Source organism: Flavobacterium chuncheonense, assembly GCF_042686145.1.
GTDB lineage: Bacteria > Bacteroidota > Bacteroidia > Flavobacteriales > Flavobacteriaceae > Flavobacterium > Flavobacterium chuncheonense.
Genome location: NZ_JBHUPC010000012.1, coordinates 448,234 through 467,556 on the forward strand (window position 1 = coordinate 448,234; position 19,323 = coordinate 467,556).

Annotated in this window: 18 protein-coding genes; 10 read left to right on the forward strand and 8 right to left on the reverse strand. The window is 34.1% G+C overall.

Annotated elements, in window-relative coordinates:
• Positions 1–12 precede the first annotated feature (12 nt).
• The 3 genes from secA (at position 13) to ACFS5J_RS06010 (ending at position 4,423) form a co-directional block, all read left to right on the forward strand.
• Entirely contained in the window at positions 13–3,369 is a 3,357-nt protein-coding gene (gene secA, locus ACFS5J_RS06000; protein ID WP_379811149.1) for a preprotein translocase subunit SecA, read from the forward strand.
• Between the two features lie 80 nt (positions 3,370–3,449).
• Positions 3,450–4,022, forward strand: a complete 573-nt coding sequence (locus ACFS5J_RS06005; protein ID WP_379811150.1) for a hypothetical protein — start codon at positions 3,450–3,452, stop codon at positions 4,020–4,022.
• A gap of 2 nt (positions 4,023–4,024) precedes the next feature.
• The gene (locus tag ACFS5J_RS06010) at positions 4,025–4,423 is read left to right on the forward strand and encodes a hypothetical protein (RefSeq protein WP_379811151.1); all 399 of its coding nucleotides are present in this window, start codon (positions 4,025–4,027) and stop codon (positions 4,421–4,423) included.
• Between the two features lie 67 nt (positions 4,424–4,490).
• On the opposite strand, the gene ACFS5J_RS06015 is transcribed toward ACFS5J_RS06010, so the two are convergent.
• From ACFS5J_RS06015 to ACFS5J_RS06030, 4 genes are all read right to left on the reverse strand, one after another.
• The gene (locus ACFS5J_RS06015; protein ID WP_379811152.1) at positions 4,491–5,027 is read right to left on the reverse strand and encodes a hypothetical protein; all 537 of its coding nucleotides are present in this window, start codon (positions 5,025–5,027) and stop codon (positions 4,491–4,493) included.
• A gap of 87 nt (positions 5,028–5,114) precedes the next feature.
• Complete coding sequence (locus tag ACFS5J_RS06020; RefSeq protein WP_379811153.1) at positions 5,115–5,660, reverse strand: hypothetical protein; 546 nt, start codon at positions 5,658–5,660, stop codon at positions 5,115–5,117.
• A 126-nt stretch (positions 5,661–5,786) separates the two neighbouring features.
• Positions 5,787–7,190 carry an FAD-binding oxidoreductase gene (locus ACFS5J_RS06025; RefSeq protein WP_379811154.1) on the reverse strand — a complete coding sequence of 468 codons (1,404 nt, stop codon included), beginning with the start codon at positions 7,188–7,190 and terminating at the stop codon, positions 5,787–5,789.
• A gap of 6 nt (positions 7,191–7,196) precedes the next feature.
• Positions 7,197–8,108, reverse strand: coding sequence for an AEC family transporter (locus tag ACFS5J_RS06030; protein ID WP_379811155.1), 912 nt, complete (start codon positions 8,106–8,108; stop codon positions 7,197–7,199).
• A gap of 42 nt (positions 8,109–8,150) precedes the next feature.
• On the opposite strand from ACFS5J_RS06030, the gene meaB reads away from it, so the two are divergent.
• Positions 8,151–9,299: a methylmalonyl Co-A mutase-associated GTPase MeaB gene (meaB, locus tag ACFS5J_RS06035; protein WP_379811156.1), complete on the forward strand. Its 1,149-nt coding sequence runs from the start codon at positions 8,151–8,153 to the stop codon at positions 9,297–9,299.
• A 7-nt stretch (positions 9,300–9,306) separates the two neighbouring features.
• Here the strand turns inward: meaB and ACFS5J_RS06040 are convergent, their stop codons facing one another.
• The 3 genes from ACFS5J_RS06040 to ACFS5J_RS06050 all read right to left on the reverse strand — a co-directional run bounded on the left by ACFS5J_RS06040 (position 9,307) and on the right by ACFS5J_RS06050 (position 11,907).
• Entirely contained in the window at positions 9,307–9,534 is a 228-nt protein-coding gene (locus tag ACFS5J_RS06040) for a hypothetical protein (RefSeq protein WP_140998851.1), read from the reverse strand.
• 32 nt (positions 9,535–9,566) lie between these two features.
• Complete coding sequence (locus ACFS5J_RS06045; protein ID WP_379811157.1) at positions 9,567–10,946, reverse strand: MATE family efflux transporter; 1,380 nt, start codon at positions 10,944–10,946, stop codon at positions 9,567–9,569.
• Positions 10,947–11,025: 79 nt separating this feature from the next.
• Positions 11,026–11,907: a PPK2 family polyphosphate kinase gene (locus tag ACFS5J_RS06050; protein ID WP_379811158.1), complete on the reverse strand. Its 882-nt coding sequence runs from the start codon at positions 11,905–11,907 to the stop codon at positions 11,026–11,028.
• Between the two features lie 196 nt (positions 11,908–12,103).
• Between ACFS5J_RS06050 and ACFS5J_RS06055 the strand changes: the two genes are divergently transcribed.
• The 6 genes from ACFS5J_RS06055 to ACFS5J_RS06080 all read left to right on the forward strand — a co-directional run bounded on the left by ACFS5J_RS06055 (position 12,104) and on the right by ACFS5J_RS06080 (position 17,509).
• The gene (locus tag ACFS5J_RS06055; RefSeq protein WP_379811159.1) at positions 12,104–13,108 is read left to right on the forward strand and encodes a LamG-like jellyroll fold domain-containing protein; all 1,005 of its coding nucleotides are present in this window, start codon (positions 12,104–12,106) and stop codon (positions 13,106–13,108) included.
• A 126-nt stretch (positions 13,109–13,234) separates the two neighbouring features.
• Positions 13,235–13,768 (forward strand): RNA polymerase sigma factor, encoded by a 534-nt coding sequence (locus ACFS5J_RS06060; protein ID WP_379811160.1) that lies wholly within the window; start codon positions 13,235–13,237, stop codon positions 13,766–13,768.
• A gap of 3 nt (positions 13,769–13,771) precedes the next feature.
• Entirely contained in the window at positions 13,772–14,695 is a 924-nt protein-coding gene (locus ACFS5J_RS06065) for a hypothetical protein (RefSeq protein WP_379811161.1), read from the forward strand.
• Positions 14,696–14,744: 49 nt separating this feature from the next.
• Positions 14,745–16,667, forward strand: coding sequence for a vWA domain-containing protein (locus tag ACFS5J_RS06070; protein WP_379811162.1), 1,923 nt, complete (start codon positions 14,745–14,747; stop codon positions 16,665–16,667).
• Positions 16,668–16,673: 6 nt separating this feature from the next.
• On the forward strand, positions 16,674–17,003 hold the full coding sequence (locus ACFS5J_RS06075; RefSeq protein ID WP_379811163.1) for an FEKKY domain-containing protein: 330 nt from the start codon (positions 16,674–16,676) through the stop codon (positions 17,001–17,003).
• Between the two features lie 56 nt (positions 17,004–17,059).
• A complete protein-coding gene (locus tag ACFS5J_RS06080) occupies positions 17,060–17,509 on the forward strand; it encodes a heme-binding domain-containing protein (protein WP_379811164.1) in 450 nt (149 codons plus the stop codon).
• Between the two features lie 75 nt (positions 17,510–17,584).
• Here ACFS5J_RS06080 and ACFS5J_RS06085 read toward each other — a convergent pair whose 3' ends face one another.
• Positions 17,585–19,219 (reverse strand): ABC-F family ATP-binding cassette domain-containing protein, encoded by a 1,635-nt coding sequence (locus tag ACFS5J_RS06085; protein WP_379811165.1) that lies wholly within the window; start codon positions 19,217–19,219, stop codon positions 17,585–17,587.
• Positions 19,220–19,323 lie beyond the last annotated feature (104 nt).

The window sequence follows — 19,323 nt, forward strand, 5'->3', positions numbered from 1 at the left end:
ATATAAACCATCATGAGTTTAATAAATTCGATATTGAAAGCTTTCGTAGGGGATAAATCCCAGAAAGACGTAAAAGCTATTCAACCTTTAATAAACAAAGTAAAAACATTTGAATCAGCTTTAATGGCGCTTTCACACGATGAATTGCGTGCTAAAACAACTGAATTCAAAGAAAAAATTAAAACAGCACGCGCTGAAAAAGACAACAAGATTGAGGCTTTAAAACAACAAGCTGAAACAACAGAAGATATTGATGCACGTGAAGACATCTATACTGAAATTGATAATCTTGAAAAAGAAGCGTATGAAATTTCAGAAAATGTATTAAATGAAATACTGCCTGAAGCTTTTGCTGTTTTAAAAGAAACTGCACGTCGTTTTAAAGACAATACTAACATTACCGTTACTGCTACTGCTAAAGACCGTGAGTTATCAGCTTTAAAACCTTATATCACAATTGAAGGTGATAATGCAAGCTGGGCAAACTCATGGGATGCTGCTGGAAAAGCCATCACTTGGGATATGATTCACTATGATGTTCAGTTAATAGGTGGTGTGGTTTTACACCAAGGTAAAATTGCGGAAATGCAAACAGGGGAAGGAAAAACATTGGTTGCAACCCTTCCATTATATTTAAATGCCTTAACTGGTAATGGGGTACACTTAGTAACCGTAAATGACTACTTGGCAAAACGTGATAGCACATGGAAAGCTCCTTTGTTTGAGTTCCACGGGTTAACAGTTGATTGTATTGACAATCACCAACCGAATACTGCTGCACGTAGAAATGCTTATAATGCTGACATTACTTACGGAACAAATAACGAATTTGGTTTCGATTATTTACGTGATAATATGGCGCATTCGCCAGCTGATTTAGTACAAAGAAAACACAACTTTGCTATTGTCGATGAGGTCGATTCTGTATTGATTGATGATGCACGTACACCATTAATTATTTCAGGACCAGTTCCGCAAGGAGACCGTCATGAATTCAACGAACTTAAACCTAAAGTTGAAAATTTATTTACCTTGCAACGTAAATTGGCTACTGACTGTTTAACAGAGGCAAAAAAATTAATCAAAGAAGGCAATACTAAAGATGGTGGATTCTATCTTTTACGTTCACACAGAGCTTTACCTAAAAATAAAGCATTAATTAAGTTTTTATCAGAAGAAGGAATTAAGCAATTACTTCAAAAAACGGAAAACTTCTACATGCAAGATAATAACAGAGAAATGCCTAAAATTGATGAAGCATTGTACTTTGTTATTGAAGAAAAAAACAACCAAGTTGAATTAACCGATAACGGTATTCAATTCTTATCAAAAGATACAGACGAGAATTTCTTCGTACTTCCAGACATCGGAACAGAGATTGCTAAAATTGAAAAAGCAAATCTTTCTACTGAAGAAGACGCAGAAAGACGTGAAGAATTATACAAAGACTTCTCTGTAAAATCAGAACGTATTCACACCCTTACGCAGTTGTTAAAAGCCTACGCTTTATTTGAAAAAGATACGGAGTATGTAATCATGGACAACAAAGTCATGATTGTAGATGAGCAAACAGGTCGTATTATGGATGGCCGTCGTTATTCAGACGGATTACACCAAGCGATTGAGGCGAAAGAAAATGTAAAAATTGAAGCTGCTACGCAAACTTTCGCAACGGTTACACTTCAAAATTACTTCCGTATGTACAACAAGCTTGCCGGTATGACAGGTACAGCTGTAACTGAAGCAGGAGAGTTTTGGGAAATCTACAAATTGGATGTTGTTGAAATTCCAACAAACCGTCCAATTGCAAGAAAAGACAAAGAAGATTTAATATACAGAACCGTTCGTGAAAAATTCAATGCTGTAATTGAAGATGTAGTAGGATTATCAAAATCGGGACGTCCGGTTTTAATTGGTACAACATCGGTTGAAATTTCAGAATTATTGAGTAGAATGTTGAAAATGAGAAACATTCCGCACAATGTCTTGAATGCTAAAATGCACAAAAGCGAAGCTGAAATTGTTGCAGAAGCGGGTAAACCAGGAGTTGTAACCATTGCAACAAACATGGCAGGTCGTGGTACCGATATTAAATTATCAGACGAAGTTAAAAAAGCAGGTGGTTTAGCTATCATTGGTACAGAGCGTCATGATTCACGTCGTGTAGACCGCCAGTTACGTGGTCGTGCAGGTCGTCAAGGTGATGTTGGTAGTTCTCAATTCTACGTATCATTAGAAGACAACTTAATGCGTTTATTCGGTTCTGAAAGAGTTGCCAAAGTAATGGATAGAATGGGCTTAAAAGAAGGTGAAGTTATTCAACATTCTATGATGACCAAGTCTATTGAAAGAGCTCAGAAAAAAGTAGAAGAGAACAACTTTGGAGTACGTAAACGTCTATTAGAATATGATGACGTTATGAATGCGCAACGTGAAGTGGTTTACAAACGTCGTCGCCACGCTTTACACGGAGAGCGTTTAAAAGTTGACATCGCAAACATGATGTATGATACTTGTGAATTAATTGTACAAAACAATAAACTAGCAGGTGACTTCAAAAACTTTGAATTCGAATTAATCCGTTATTTTTCTATCAGTTCGCCAGTTACTGCTGCTGAATTTGCTAAAATGCAAGAGCGTGACATCGTTGGTCAAACTTATAAAGCGGTATTAGCACATTATACGGAAAAATCTGCGCGTAATGCACATGAAGCTTTCCCTGTGATTAAAAATGTGTACGAAAACAACAACGGTCAATACGAACGTATTGTAGTACCTTTTACAGACGGAATCAAATCGCTTAATGTAGTTACCAATTTGGAAAAAGCTTACATAAGTGAAGGAAAATCATTGGTGACGGACTTTGAGAAAAATGTATCATTAGCCATCATTGATGAAGCTTGGAAAAAGCACTTGCGTAAAATGGACGAATTGAAACAATCGGTTCAATTAGCCGTTCACGAGCAAAAGGATCCTTTATTGATTTACAAATTTGAAGCTTTTGAATTGTTCAAACGCATGATGAATCAAGTAAACAAAGATGTTATTTCGTTCTTGTTTAAAGCTGATTTACCTTCTCAAAATCCTAACAATATCAGTGAGGCAAAAGAAGTACCTACAAAAGAAAGTTATACTGAAACAAAAGAGGAAATTTTAAACACAGACGAATTGGCCGCTCGCAGCAGACAAGCAGGTCAAACGCAACAACAACCTCAAGTTACAGAAACTATAACGCGCGATATGCCTAAAATTAATCGTAACGACACCGTTACCATTAAACATGTTATCACAGGAAAAAGTGAAACCATGAAATACAAAAAAGCAGAAAGCATGGTCGCTTCTGGCGAATGGGTTATCGTTAACGAATAAAAATCAACTTTTTAAAAATCAATCCCTAATAGCCCAAAGCCGTTAGGGATTTTTTATATTTGAAAAAAACAATCACTACCATGAAAAAGAAAATAATAGTATTCAGCCTATTTCTTTTAGCAAGTTTAACCACATTTGCACAAGATATGGCTAGCTTAAAGATTGAAGCTGCAAAAGCTTACAAAGCGGCTTCCAATATGGATTACGAAAAGATTTTTGAAACTACGTATCCAAAAGTATTTGATATTGTTCCAAAAGAATCCATGAAAGACATGTTTGAGCAGATGATGGAAAACGACCAATTTTCAATACAATTGATTGAAGTGCTTCCAGAATTTACTTTTGGGGACATCAAAAAAATAGAAAACAAAACTTTTTGCTTAGTTGACCATAACAACGTAATGGAAATGACTTTTAAAGAACCAATGGAAGATGCTGAAATGATGATTGATATTTTTAAAACCAATATGGAAGCAAAAGAAGTTTCCTATGATAAAACTAAAAATGCATTTACCATCAAGTTGCGCTCCACTTTAATTGCAGTTGCGGATGACTCAACCAACCAAAAATGGAAATTTTTAAACAAAGACAAGGAAAACAAATTATTCAGTCTGATTTTTGATGAAAAGATAAAAACAACTTTAGGGCTTTAACTATGGAAAACAATATTGTTTACACCACCTTCTTCAATACCGTAAAAGAAAGCATCGCTGCTGGTACTTTTGCAAAACTTACATTAGCCAAAACCGTTGGCAAGCCTGAATTACAAAATATTTATGTTCGCACTACTGTTGAAGATAATGTTTTAAAATTAGCTCTTACTTTTAAGATTTACAAAAACGGTTTACAGGAATTGGTTAAAATTTGTGAGATTGATGACATGGAAAAAGAATTAATTCCTTGTATTAACAACCCGTTCCTTTCGTGTTTGTTATTTACCACAGAGGCCGATATCACAATGAAATTGAACAAAAAGAGAGTCGCTTCTATTACAGAGCAAGCGCCGACTTTTAAAAATGCAGACCCCATCTTATTAGAGTTTTTAGGAAAATAAATCAATACAACTGCCTCTCTTATGAGGCAGTTTTTGTATCCATTATTATTAATTTACATCTTCTAGATTAATATTTCATATCAAAACGTCCCTCTCGTATTTCAACTTTTTCTCCGTCATTATTAATTGCATCAGCCCAGAATATACCCGAAATAATCGCTTCTTCATAATTGTGATTTACTATTTTAAGTTCACCATAATTTGTTTCATTTGTGTTGAATTCAGAATTAGAATCTGTAAAAAAAACATATCCGAAAGGAGTTTGTAAGTTTGTGTTAAAATTTTCTGTGAGTTGATAATTTATACCTTCTTGTAAAAGTTCATTTTTATATGCTAATAAAAAATTTCTCAATTCTCCATTTAAGTTCTCAGTAATGCTCAATGTAAAATTCTCTCCATCATAATATACTTGCGTATTACTTCCGTTAGGAGAATAACCTTTTGGAAGAAAAGCAACACCATTTACCAAACACCCTGCTTTATTAGTCCCTGTTGTTGTTAATGGTGGTAATTTATCAATTTCGGCAATTGTTTTATTGTCATCGTTATTACAACAACTAAATGTTGTACATGCAACCATCAAAAACAGAATGATTTTCTTCATATCAATGAGTTATTATAGAATTTAAAATATTAAAAAAACAACACTTCAAGCATTATGTTTACAAAATAAATATTCACATTTTTTTGATTAATATTTCATATCAAAACGTCCCTCACGTATTTCAACTTTTTCTCCGTCACTATTAATTGCATCAAACCAAAATGTTCCGGATATAATTGCTTCTTCATAATTATGATAAGTTACTTTTAGTTCACCAGTAATCAAATCAGTTGTTTGATATTGTTGATTATTTTGATAATTATCATTCAGTATTGTATAAAGACCGTATCTTGAATTATTAGCAAATTCTGAAAGTATCAAAGGAATACTAACATTATTATGTAACTCTGTATTGTTTGAAAAAATCCCAATAGTTTTTAAATCTATATCCGTGTTCTGCGTTATACTTAATGTAAAACTCTCTCCATCATAATATACTTGCGTATTACTTCCGTTAGGAGAATAACCTTTTGGAAGAAAAGCAACACCATTTACCAAACACCCTGCTTTATTAGTCCCTGTTGTTGTTAATGGTGGTAATTTATCAATTTCGGCAATTGTTTTATTGTCATCATCATTACAACAACTGAATGTTGTACATGCAACCATCAAAAACAGAATGATTTTCTTCATATCAATGAGTTATTATAAAATTTAAAATATTAAAAAAACAACACTTCAAGCATTATGTTTATAAAAGTAACTATTTATTTTATAATAATAAACAATAAAAAAGACCTCAAATTGAGGTCTTTTTTATTATAAATTATCTGGTAAAATTTTACCCGGATTCAAAATATTATTCGGATCGAAAAGTTGCTTAATCCCTTTCATCAAATTTAATTGCGTCACATCAAATGCTAAAGGCATGAAGTTCTTTTGTACATACCCAATACCGTGTTCTCCAGAAAGTGTTCCCTTTAAACGAACCGTTAACTCAAAAATTTCAACTATTCCTTTTGGTACTTCCGTTTCCCAATTTTCATCTGACATCTCACCTTTCACAATGTTAATGTGTAAATTTCCATCACCAGCATGACCGTAACAAACCGACTGGAATCCATATTTGTTCCCAATATCTTTTACGCCTTTCAGTAAAGTAGGCAATTCATATCGTGGTACAACCGTATCTTCTTCTTTGTAAATAGAATTGGATTTTACCGCTTCTCCTACTGCTCTACGCATTTTCCAAAGGGCATTTTTTTGATCGTCCGTATCGGCAAATAAAACCTCATCAATTTCAAATGCTTCCACCACGCTCATAATTTTTTCAGCTTCTTGAAATAAAACATCCGGATAGTTACCATCAACTTCAATTAACAAATGTGCTTGAATATTATCCTTCAAAGGTACACTTACACCTTCTACAAAGCGCATCGTCCATTCTAGAGCATCGCGTTCCATAAATTCTAAAGCACTTGGTACTATACCCGCTCTGAAAACTGCAGAAACGGCTTCACAAGCTTGCTCCGCTTTATAAAATGGGACGAGCATCAAAACATTATGCGAATTTTGCGGTAATAATTTCAATACAATTTTGGTAACAACTCCCAAAGTCCCTTCACTTCCTACCATTAGTTGGGTTAAGTTATATCCTGTAGAATTTTTAAGCGTATTAGCACCAGTCCAAATAATTTCTCCGGTAGGCAAAACCACTTCCAAATTCAATACATAATCCTTAGTAACCCCATATTTTACAGCACGTGCACCACCCGAGTTTTCAGCGATATTACCCCCTATAAAACAACTTCCCATACTACTTGGATCTACAGGATAGAACAGACCGTGTTCTGCAACCGCCTCTTTTAAAACTTGTGTAATGACACCGGGTTCTGTAGTAACTTGTAAATTTTGGGTATCGATATCCAAAATTTTAGCAAAACGTTCCATAGACAAACCAATACCCCCTGAAATTGATAAAGCTCCTCCACTCAAACCTGTGCGTCCACCTATTGGCACAACCGGTAGCTTATGCTTATTTGCCAATTTCATTATCTCCGAAATTTCTTCCGTTGTTCCTGGCTTTACTACAACATGAGGTGGAAAATTATAATCTTCCGTTTCATCATGCCCATAATCTATGCGTGTTGCCTCATCGGTAAAAACATTATTTTCTCCAACAATTGCGGCTAAAGCAACTATAATATTTTGATTTATTTCCATTTCAAATTAAAAAGTAATTAATACCCAATACCAAAAAGCTAAAGTTACGAAAGATAATGGAATTCCTATGCCAACCATCATACTACTTAACTTTGGCTTTAAACCATAACTAGATGCTAAAATTGCTCCGGTAATCATAGGAGCCATAGCAGCTTCAATAATAGAAACATCAACAACTAAGCCTTCCCCTCCCAAAACATTACGGTATAAAATATAGAAAAACGCTGGGGTTATCATCAACTTAAAGAAAAGACCTAAACCTAAAAAAGACCAATGTTTACTCCTACTTTCAATTTTCAATTGAAGTCCAACTGCTACTAAAGCGATGGGCGTTACCGTACCTCCTATTCTTTGAAAAACGGTCTGAAAAGCGGTAGGAAAATCCGAATCAAAAACATTCAGTAACAAAGCAATTCCAAAAGCGATAAAAGGTGGGAATAATAAAATTTTAACCAATATTGAACTCATGCTTGGTTGTTCTCTTGAAAACAAAGTTGCGACAATAATTCCTAATGTTGCCATTACTACGAAAGAACCGGGCTGATCGACAACAATCGCTGTTTCCAGTCCTTTACTTCCGAATAACGCTTCAACTACTGGAAATCCAACAAAAGATGTATTTCCCAAACCCGCTGTTAAAATAAGGCAACCTGTTAACTTTTTGGACCAACCAAAGATCTTTCCCAATGCAAAAAAGAACAAAAACGACAAACCAAAACCCAACCAAGCAACTCCAAGATGATATAACAATGTAGCGGATATTTCAATTTTTGGAATGTAATACAATGCCAGAGCTGGCAACGAAACATAAATAACAAATTGATTCAATGCAACATACATGTTTTTAGGAAAAGCTTTGATATATTGAAAGGCTACTCCGGTCAACAAGCAAACAAAAATTAATATAATATTTTCCATAATACGCGACTGGCACAAAGGTAAAAGCAATTTCCAATTATCATGTGGTTACTTCCATTTTTTCAAAAAAGTCGTACTTTTACAAAAAGCATTCTAGTCTTGAAAAATCCAGAAAAAAAATCAGCACTTTCAGAAGTTAACGGAATTAACCAACCCAATTCAGTTAGTGATGCTGTTGCCCGACAAATTCAAAATTTCAGACGAAAACAACCTTCTGCAGCTGAATTGGTTTCTAACATTTTAAAAGGAGACAAAACCGCTTTGAGTCGTGCTATTACTTTAATTGAAAGTACCAATGTTGATCATTTGGCAAAAGCCAATGAAGTTATTCAAGGTTGTCTGCCTCATGCTAACAAATCGGTTCGCATAGGCATTACAGGTGTGCCAGGGGTTGGAAAAAGTACTTTTATAGAAGCATTTGGGAAACACCTTACTTCTCTAGGAAAAAAAGTAGCCGTGTTGGCCGTTGACCCTAGCTCTTCCATAAGTCATGGTAGTATACTGGGTGATAAAACTAGAATGGAAGAACTAGTAAAAGATGAAAATGCTTTTATCCGGCCTAGTGCTTCCGGTGATAGTTTGGGTGGTGTTGCACGCAAAACAAGAGAGGCTATTATTTTATGTGAAGCTTGCGGTTTCGATACTATCATTATAGAAACCGTAGGAGTAGGACAAAGTGAAACAGCGGTTCACAGTATGGTGGATTTCTTTTTATTATTAAAAATTGCAGGTGCAGGAGACGAATTGCAAGGTATTAAACGCGGTATTATGGAAATGGCTGATGCTATCGTTATTAACAAAGCCGATGGTGACAATATTGCTAAAGCCAAATTAGCCAAAACAGAATTCAATAGAGCTCTACATTTATTTCCAGCAAAAAATAGTGGTTGGACTCCTAAAGTAACCACATGCAGTGCCTTTGAAAAAACGGGAATAGACAATGTATGGAGCATTATAACAGACTATTTTCAATTGGTTAAAGAAAATGACTATTTTGATTACAAGCGAAAGGAGCAAAATCAGTTTTGGATGATGGAAACCATAAACGAGCAATTGAAAACTCATTTTTACAACCATCCTGAAATTATAACTTTATTAGAACAAAATAAAAAAGCGGTACAAAATAATGAAGTATCACCTTTTGCAGCCGCTCAGCTTTTGTTAAATCAGTATTTTAACAATAGAAAATAATACAGAACTACTCTTCGTAGCGTTCCATTTCTCTATCGTAGAATTCACCAGCAAGTGTAATCAAATGCTCCATTTCACTTTCTAATTCTTTCTCATCTTCATCTTCTATATCTTCTAAAAACTCCACTTCATCATCTTTTAAATTGATAATAAATTGAGGGAAATCTAAGTGTATAATAAAGATATCATCTGGAAAATCTGAATTGTCTGCTATTACGAATTTTGGTAAGTTCATATTAATAATTGTATAAGGTTAAACTTTTCTAATTAAGAATCAGCATTCAAAATTAGTTTTTTTGTTAGATAATTAAAGCGTAAAAACAATAAAATTGCAGCAGAAGATAATCCTGCTAATAAACCAATCCATATTCCTGTAGCAGCCAATGAGGTAAACAAGCCTAAGTAAATTGAGATTGGAAAACCAACGACCCAATACGATACAAAAGTTATATACATTGGTATTTTAACATCTTGCAAACCTCTCAAAGCCCCCAAAACTACTACTTGTAAACCATCTGAAATTTGAAAAACAGCAGCTACCAATAATAATTGCGCTGCAATAGAAACCACTTCAGTATTTGCCATCAAAGTTGCTGCATCGTTCATGTTTACAAAAATGGTTGGCAGCTGGTTGTGAAACAACAGAAATATCAGTGCAAATACAACTTCTAAACAAGTCGCCAATAAAAATATTGAAAAAGCAACCAAACGTAACTTTTTATAATCTTCCAATCCTTTTTGATTTCCTACGCGAATCATAGAAGCTACACTCAATCCCATGGCAAACATAAAGGTAAAAGAGGCTAAACTTAGTGCTACTTGATTTGCTGCTTGACTGGTTGTTCCTAATCGGCCTGAAAGCCAAATAGCCCCAGTAAACAAAGCAACTTCAAAAAACATTTGCATAGCCGATGGAGAACCTAATTTTATAATTTTTAGGTTCACATCTCGTTTGATTTCATGGAATGAAAAACCTTTGAAAAATGGATGAAACTTCTCTTTTAAATTCATCATATAATGCATGTACCCGAGCATCACAAAACGTGAAACTATAGTACCAATTGCTGCTCCTACTATCCCTAATTCTGGAAAAAACCAAATTCCATAAATTAATAAATAATTCAATACTACATTGACAATGTTACCTAAAATTGTTGCCCACATGGAAAGCTTAGTCTCGCTCATGCCATCGGCAAATTGCTTATAGGCTTGAAACATAATCAAAGGTATTAATGAAAATGCTACAATATCCAAATACGGCTTTGCTAATTCTACTACATGCTCCGGTTGCCCCATGTAAGCAATTAAGGGTTTTGAAAAATAGATAATTCCGAAAAGGAGCACGCCTAAAATAGTGCATAAATACAGTCCGTGATGAAAAGCACTTCTTCCATTAGCAACATCTTTTTTTCCATCCGCTTCAGCTACTAAAGGTGTTATGGCAGTAGAAAAACCAATCCCTAACGACATGGCAATAAATACAAAACTATTCCCAAGAGAAACAGCAGCCAATTCTGTAGGCCCTAATTTTCCGACCATGATGTTATCCACAATCCCTACAACAGTATGTCCTAACATACCCAATATTATAGGATAAGCCAGACGTAAATTATATGAAAACTCTTTAGTATAAGCCGACAACGTCATTTTTTTGCAATTTGTCTACAAAGGTAGCTAAATTGCAAATGGAATATTTTTTTTAACAAAAAAACAACCAAAATAAAGTTTATTGTTCTGAGGCCAATTTATCGTGATACATTTTAATATTATCTTGTACTTCCTGCTCCAATTCAGGCTCTTTGATGTCGGTATACTTTTGTAATTCTTCCAAAATTACCCTCGCCACTAAATAGCGACTGGTTTCCTTATTATCCGCTGGAATAATATACCAAGGCGCATGAGTTTTAGAGGTTTTATTAATGGCTTCTTCATAACAGTTTTGGTAATTATCCCAAAGATCGCGTTCCATTAAATCACCTGGAGAAAACTTCCAATTGTGTTTTTCCGTTTCCAAACGACGCAATAACCTTTGTCGCTGTTCTTCTTTACTCAAATGCAGATAAAATTTCAAAACAATTATACCATTGGAAGTAATATGTTTTTCAAAATTATTTATACTCTCAAAACGATTTTCCCAAAACTCAGGTGTAATATCATCTACAGAATTGATTTTTGGATTCCTTTCATTCAAAATATACTCAGGATGCACACGGGTTACCAAAACATTTTCATAATGCGTACGATTGAAAACCGAAAATTTCCCTTTCTCTGGCAATGCCAAATAATGACGCCATAAGTAATCGTGTTCTAGTTCTGTGGAATTGGGTGTTTTGAAACTATGTACCACCACACCACGCGCATTGATTTCTTTAAAAACTTCACGGATAAGACTGTCTTTCCCCGCAGTGTCCATTCCTTGCAAGCAAATCAATACACCGTATTTATTATGCGCATACATCACATCTTGTAGCTTACTCAATTTTTGACGAATTTTCTGCAGTTCCTTTTCTTTCTTTTGCTCAGAAGCTTCGATGTTAATATGCGTCTGTATTTTATTTAAAACAATTGTTTCATCTGCTTTAAAGTCTGTTAATTTTAAATTTCTCATGATATGATGATATTACAAAATATACTTCTAAAATAGAATAAAATTTCATTTTTACTTAAATCTATGAACTTAAATTAAATTTTATGTCATAATTAAAATTTTAACTCAATAATTTTCTTAAATAAATAATATTTTTTACTAATTTTCCCTAACTAATTTATTTACAGTTTAACAACCAAAACTAAAACCAGTTCTTATGATTAAAAAACTACTTGTAGCTTTAACGCTATTTTCAGGAATTCACTACTCTTTTTCACAAGGCAACTACTTGGATTTTGATGGCACAAATGATTATGTAAATGTTACAAACTCTCAAAATTTACTAGCCAATGCGACAGCAATAACGTTAGGTTGTAAAGTATATCCTCAAAATGTTTCTTCAGGTTTTCCTGATTTTAGTGGATTTGCAGGTTATAGAAATGAATCCAATTTTGATTTTTATCTGATTCAACTTTCTTCAACACAACTTGAAGCTAGATTCAGAAATTCAAGTGGTAGTGCTTTTACTATAACTTATAACAGTTTAACTTTGAACCAGTGGACGCATTTCTTTTTAGTATATAATGGTTCTACCTTAAAACTATACGCTAATGGTACCGAAGTAGGATCTGTTGCTGCGTCGGGTAGTGTTCCAAGTTCAAATAGCGGTACTTTTAAAATAGGATACATCCCATTTCAAACATATAACTGGTATCATGATGGCTATGTAGATGAAACTAGTTTATGGAACAAAGCGTTGAGTCAATCAGAAATTACAACAATTATAAGTAATGATGGCGAAATTCCAAACCCTCAAGCTGAAACAAATTTAAAGGCGTATTATAAATTCGACCAAGGTACTCCATATGGTAATAATGCTGGATTGACTACTTTAAACGACGAAATGTCAAATGCAAACGGAACACTTACAAACTTTGCCTTAACTGGAAATGTTTCCAACTGGGGAGGAGCAACTTTAAGTGCTACATCGTTTACTAAAAATAAAATTTCTGTTTATCCAACTTTAGCAACAGATATAATCAACTTCACTAGTGAAGATACTATTTCAAATATTCAAATTATTGATCTTTCTGGAAGAGTTGTTATCACTGAAAATTTTGAAAATGAAGCTGAGACTAGCATTGATGTGAGCCGATTGAATCAGGGAGTTTATATGGCTATTATAAACAATAACCAAAACTTCAAATTCATCAAAAAATAATATATCTTTATAAAACCCCATTTACAAAAGCTTACCACAGGGTAGGCTTTTTTTATTTAAAAAAATCACCCTGCTCCCAACCTTTTTATAAAAATAGTACTCTATATAAGAAAGCAATCAATTGTGATGGATGAAAAAATAATACAAGACTGCAAAAAACAACAACGCAATGCGCAGCGTAGTTTGTATGAATATATGGCTCCTAAATTGTACTTTTTGTGTAAACGATATCTTAAAAAAGAAGAAGAGATCGAAGAAGTGTTGGCCGATTCTTTTTATATCATTTTCACCAAAATTGATCAATTAAAAGACCATTTTGCGTTTGAAGCTTGGGCCAGAAGAATAACAGTTAATCAATGTCTTTTACAGCTCAAAAAGAACTTAAATTTCAACTTATACATCGAAGATGTAGGCTATAATCAACAACCATTAGCTGACGAAGTAACCGATTTGGAAGAAGCCGATTTACTGAATTTGCTACAATACATCCCCGAAGGTTGCAAGACCATTTTCAGTTTGTTTGTCATAGAAGGTTACAGTCATAAGGAAATTGCAGCCCAACTAAATATTTCAGAAGGCACTTCAAAATCGCAATTAAATGTGGCCAAAACAAAGTTAAAAGAATTGGTTACCACTTTTTATTACCAAAAAGCAAAATAAGTCATGAATCCAGAAGATAAAATATACCACAAAATCAAATCCGCTTCCAACAAAGGCGAAACGCCCAATTTTGATGCTATGGATAAAGTTTGGTCGCGAATCGAAGACAAACTTGAGACCAATGCATTAAAAAAACAAAATAACAATTGGAAGAAAATTGCTGTAGCTGCGGCTATTCTAATTGTCAGTACTATTACCTATACTTTTTTCAATACCAAACCTCAAGTTGATGCTTTTAGAAGCCCAATTGTAAATCAGGATAGTTTACAAACACCTTTAAATCAAGATACACCATTGGTTGAAACTGAAGTAAATAATACCATTATACCCGAAAAAGAAGCCGTTACACTCATTGAAAATCAAAGTAAACTAAACCAAAACACAGTAGCCGTTCAATATGAGCATAAAGAGGTATTAACTGAAAAAGAAACCCAAGAAGAAACAATACCAGACGATAGTGCAAATGGTTACGAAGAACTTAAAAAAGAAGTCAAAAGTACCGCAGAACCAGACCAACAAATTTCAAGCTTTATGCCTGAATCTGCCAAAATGAAAAAAGAAATGATTTCTAATTTTTCAGCAGCTGAAGTAGTGGTTACCCAACCAAACAAACAATCCAAAATACACGATCCACTTATAGTCATTGACGGAGAAGCAGTACCTAGCAAAACACTCAAACAGCTACATGAAACAGAAGTAGATTCAGTACTATATTTACCCAATCCGCTTTACATTATCAACGGAGTAGAATATACCGAAAAAGAACTTTTTGGTCCAAATCCTACAAGTCCTTATGCTCCTTTAAATAAACAAGACATCACCAAAACCACCGTTTTACAAACAAAAGAAGCCGTTCAAAAGTACGGCAGTAAAGGTCAACAAGGTGTTGTGATTATCACTACTAAGAACGGAAAACCAAAAAATTAACCATCACATTCGCTAAATAAAATTAACGTTTCATTTAAATTATACTATTATGAAAAATGTAAAAATCTTTTCATTAGGAATCGCTATGCTCTTTTTGTTCCTAAGTTTTAAAACCATTGACCCTTTATTTTCTTTACAAACCAAAGTAAAAACCATTACAGGTACTGTTTCCGATAATCTTGGACCTCTAGCTGGAGTAAGTGTACTGATTAAAGGTACAACTACTGGCACGACAACCGCTTTTGACGGCAAATATAGCATTCAAGCCTCTGAAGGTCAATCACTAGAATTCAGCTATATTGGGATGAAAACGCAAACCATAAAAATAACAAAATCTAATATCATAAATATTAAGTTCGAAAATGAATCAACACTTCAGGAAGTTACAGTAGTTGCTGCCTACGCTATTGATAGAAAAAAAGAAGCTACAATCTTGACCAACTATTCAACTATATCAAGTTCAAACTTAAGTCCAAGTAGTTCGAATGCATACATTAAAGGTAGTGTTTCAATTAAAGAAAAGGAAATACATTATGACTCCTACAGTAACGTTAAGAACTTAGATGACATCAATAATGAAGACTATGACTCATTCATTGAAAATCCTTTTACCAATCCGAAACATGAAGCCCTTTCGACTTTTTCAATTGATGTTGACAATGCTTCCTATACGAACATTCGCAGGTTTATAAACCAAGGTCAAACTGTCCCTAAAGACGCTGTGCGAGTTGAAGAAATGGTTAATTTTTTCAACTACAAATACAGCCAACCAAGTAACGAACACCCTTTTTCTATAAACACCGAATACAGTGATTGTCCGTGGAATGAAAATCATAAACTCTTAAAAATAGGACTACAAGGAAAAGAAATTCCTACCGATAATTTACCCAACTCCAGTTTTGTTTTTCTAATTGACGTTTCGGGTTCTATGAATGCGCAAAACAAATTGCCACTTCTTAAAGAATCAATGAAAGTTTTGATAAAGCAAATGCGTAAGAACGATAAGGTAGCCATTGTAGTATATGCAGGTGCTGCTGGTTTAGTACTTCCACCCACTTCAGGAAATCAAAAAGAAACCATCATAAAGGCGCTAGACCAACTGCAAGCTGGTGGAAGCACCGCTGGTGGTGCTGGAATAGAATTGGCTTACAAAATCGCGGAAGAAAATTTTATTAAAGGAGGCAACAATCGCGTTATTCTTGCAACCGATGGCGACTTTAATGTGGGGGCATCTTCAAATTCCGATATGGAAACACTAATTGAAGAAAAACGTAAATGCGGTGTCTTCTTAACTTGCCTAGGCTACGGCATGGGCAATTACAAAGACAGCAAAATGGAAATTTTAGCTGATAAAGGAAACGGTAATTACGCCTATATCGACAATATACAAGAAGCCAATCGCTTTCTTGGTAAAGAGTTCAAAGGGAGTATGTTTGCGATAGCCAAAGATGTAAAAATTCAAATTGAATTCAATCCGAAACACGTTCAAAATTATCGTTTAATTGGCTATGAAAATCGAAAATTACGTCCTGAAGATTTTAAAAACGATGCTATTGACGCGGGCGAATTAGGAAGTGGGCATACCGTTACTGCCTTGTATGAGATTATTCCTCTAGGGGTAAAAAGTGACTATGCAAAAGATATTGACACTTTAAAATATTCCAATACAAATAGTAATAACACTTTTTCGGAAGAATTAGCTACCATTAAATTTCGCTATAAAAAACCCGATGGTGATAAAAGTATAGAAATGGTTAATGTAATCAACAACCAAGCAAAAAAATTACAACAAGCTTCAGAAGATTTCAAATTCAGTACGGCAGTAGCATGGTTTGGTTTAAAACTACGTGATTCCAAATTAATCGATAAAACTTCTAAAACCGATATTAAAGCATTGGCCTTACAAGGTAAATCCTACGACAATGAGGGATATAAAGCTGAATTTATTCGATTAATTGAAGCGGTAAATTAACTCATCATGGAAAAAATAATTTTATTTCTTTTTCTAATATATTGTGGCATGACCTATGCACAAAATGAAACAGCATCACCCAAAACCATATATCTTTTGGGCGGTTTTGCTTCAACAATTACAGAAGCAGATATAGCTTTTGCTAAAGAATTCAACATTACCTATTCTGAATTTGGTTGTGTTGTACCACCCAATATCAAAAAATACGAAAAATTAAATTGGAAAGTTTTCGATGCTTTGAATGTGAATTTTGGTAACAATTGGCAAAGTAAAATGAAAACAAATGCAATGGGCTTTGATACATGGAAACGCAATCAAAGGAATCAGAAAAAATGAAATGATTTTTTCAAAAAAATAGAATAATTAGTACATTTATCGAAATTCCATTTTTTATGAAAAAAATATTTTTTGCCCTTGCAGTTGTGCTTGTGGTCATACAGTTTATTCAAATTGACAAAACCAATCCAACTGTTGATGAAAGTCAAGATTTTTTAAAAACATACAGTCCTTCTCCTGAAATTACAGCTCAAATAAAAGCTTCTTGCTACGATTGTCATTCCAATGAAAGTCTTTATCCTTGGTATGCTAACGTACAGCCAGCAGGATGGTTTTTAAAACATCACATTGATGAGGGAAGACACGAACTAAATTTTTCTGAATTTGGAAGTTATAGTGCCAAAAAGCAAGCGCACAAACTGGAAGAATCAATTGAATTGATTGAAAAGGGCGAAATGCCTTTATCGAGCTATACCATTATGCATAAAGACGCAGTGTTAGATGATGCTTCAAAAAAAGCATTGGTAGAGTATTTCAAAAGCATCCAAAAAAATATCCAAGAATAAATTTATCTAACTCTTTATAAAAAAAGCTCCTTAATAGGAGCTTTTTTATTTCAATAACCCTTTTAAGGTTAATCGTTATTTTTCAATTTCTTTTAAATTTTCCATTTTCTTATGCGCTAAGAAACCTTTAATATCTTCAAAATGTTCACGAACACGTTTGTTTCCAAATTCAAAAACCTTAGTCACTAAACCATCAAGGAAATCACGATCGTGCGATACTAAAATTAAAGTACCATCAAAATCACGAAGTGCATCTTTAATGATATCCTTAGTTTTCATATCCAAGTGGTTTGTAGGCTCATCGAGGATTAACACGTTAACAGGCTCCAATAACAATTTCATCAATGCCAAACGCGTTCGCTCACCCCCCGATAACACTTTAACCTTTTTATGAACATCATCACCACCAAACATAAAAGCACCTAGCATATCCTTAATTTTAGTACGAATATCTCCTACTGCAATTCTATCGATGGTCTCAAAAACTGTAGCTTCACCATCCAATAAAGCGGCTTGATTTTGTGCAAAATAACCGATTTGAGCATTATGTCCAATTTCTAATTTCCCTCCTTCAAATTCAATATCTTTCATAATGGCTTTAATCATAGTCGACTTTCCTTCTCCATTTTTCCCAACAAAAGCCACTTTTTGTCCACGCTCGATTACCATATTAGCATCTTTAAATACTACATGATCACCATATGATTTTGATAATTCTTCCACCACTACTGGATACTGTCCAGAACGCGGAGAAGGTGGAAATTTCAATCGAAGAGCTGAAGTATCAACCTCATCCACCTCAACCAAAACTAATTTTTCTAACATACGTACGCGTGATTGCACTTGCTCCGTTTTTGAAAAAGTCCCTCTAAAGCGCTCAATAAAAGCTTGATTTTCTGCAATAAACTTTTGCTGCTCGTCATATGCTTTTTGTTGGTGTGCTCTTCTATCCTTTCTTAACTCAAGATAATCGGAATATTTCGCTTTGTAATCGTAGATTCTTCCCATAGTAACTTCTATGGTACGGTTGGTAATATTATCAACAAAAGCTCTATCGTGCGAAATAACCATAACCGCTTTTGCTTGCGTAATCAAAAATTCTTCCAACCATTGAATACTATCCATATCCAAGTGGTTCGTCGGCTCATCCAATAAAATCAAATCTGGTTTTTTCAAAAGAATTTTAGCCAATTCGATACGCATTCTCCAACCTCCAGAAAACTCAGTTGTAGGACGGTTAAAGTCTTCTCTTTCGAAACCCAAACCTTTTAATACTTTCTCTACTTCCGCTTCATAGTTAACTTCTTCAATAGCATAGAATTTTTCAGAAAGATCCGAAACACGTTCAATTAACTTCATATACCCATCACTTTCATAATCGGTACGTACTGTTAATTCTTCATTTATAGCATCAATTTCTGCTTTCATTTTAAAAACTTCATCAAAAGCCTTGGAAGTTTCTTCAAAAACTGTAGCATTGTCAGTGGTTAACAAATGCTGTGGTAGATAAGCAATTACAGCCTCTTTAGGTGCAGAAATTCCTCCGCGAGTAGGTTTATTTTGTCCCGCTACAATTTTAAGTAAAGTGGATTTTCCAGCTCCATTTTTACCCATAAGGGCAATTTTATCCGTTTCATTAATAGCAAAAGTCACATCACTAAAAAGTGTTGTCCCCCCAAATTCTACAGCAATATCGTTAACCGTTATCATATCAGCTTTTATTTTTTGAAGCTGCAAAGATAATGTAAATAAGTAATTTGAAAACCAGTTAATTTTGATTTTACTGCCTTAATTAATCTTTAACAACTGTGGTT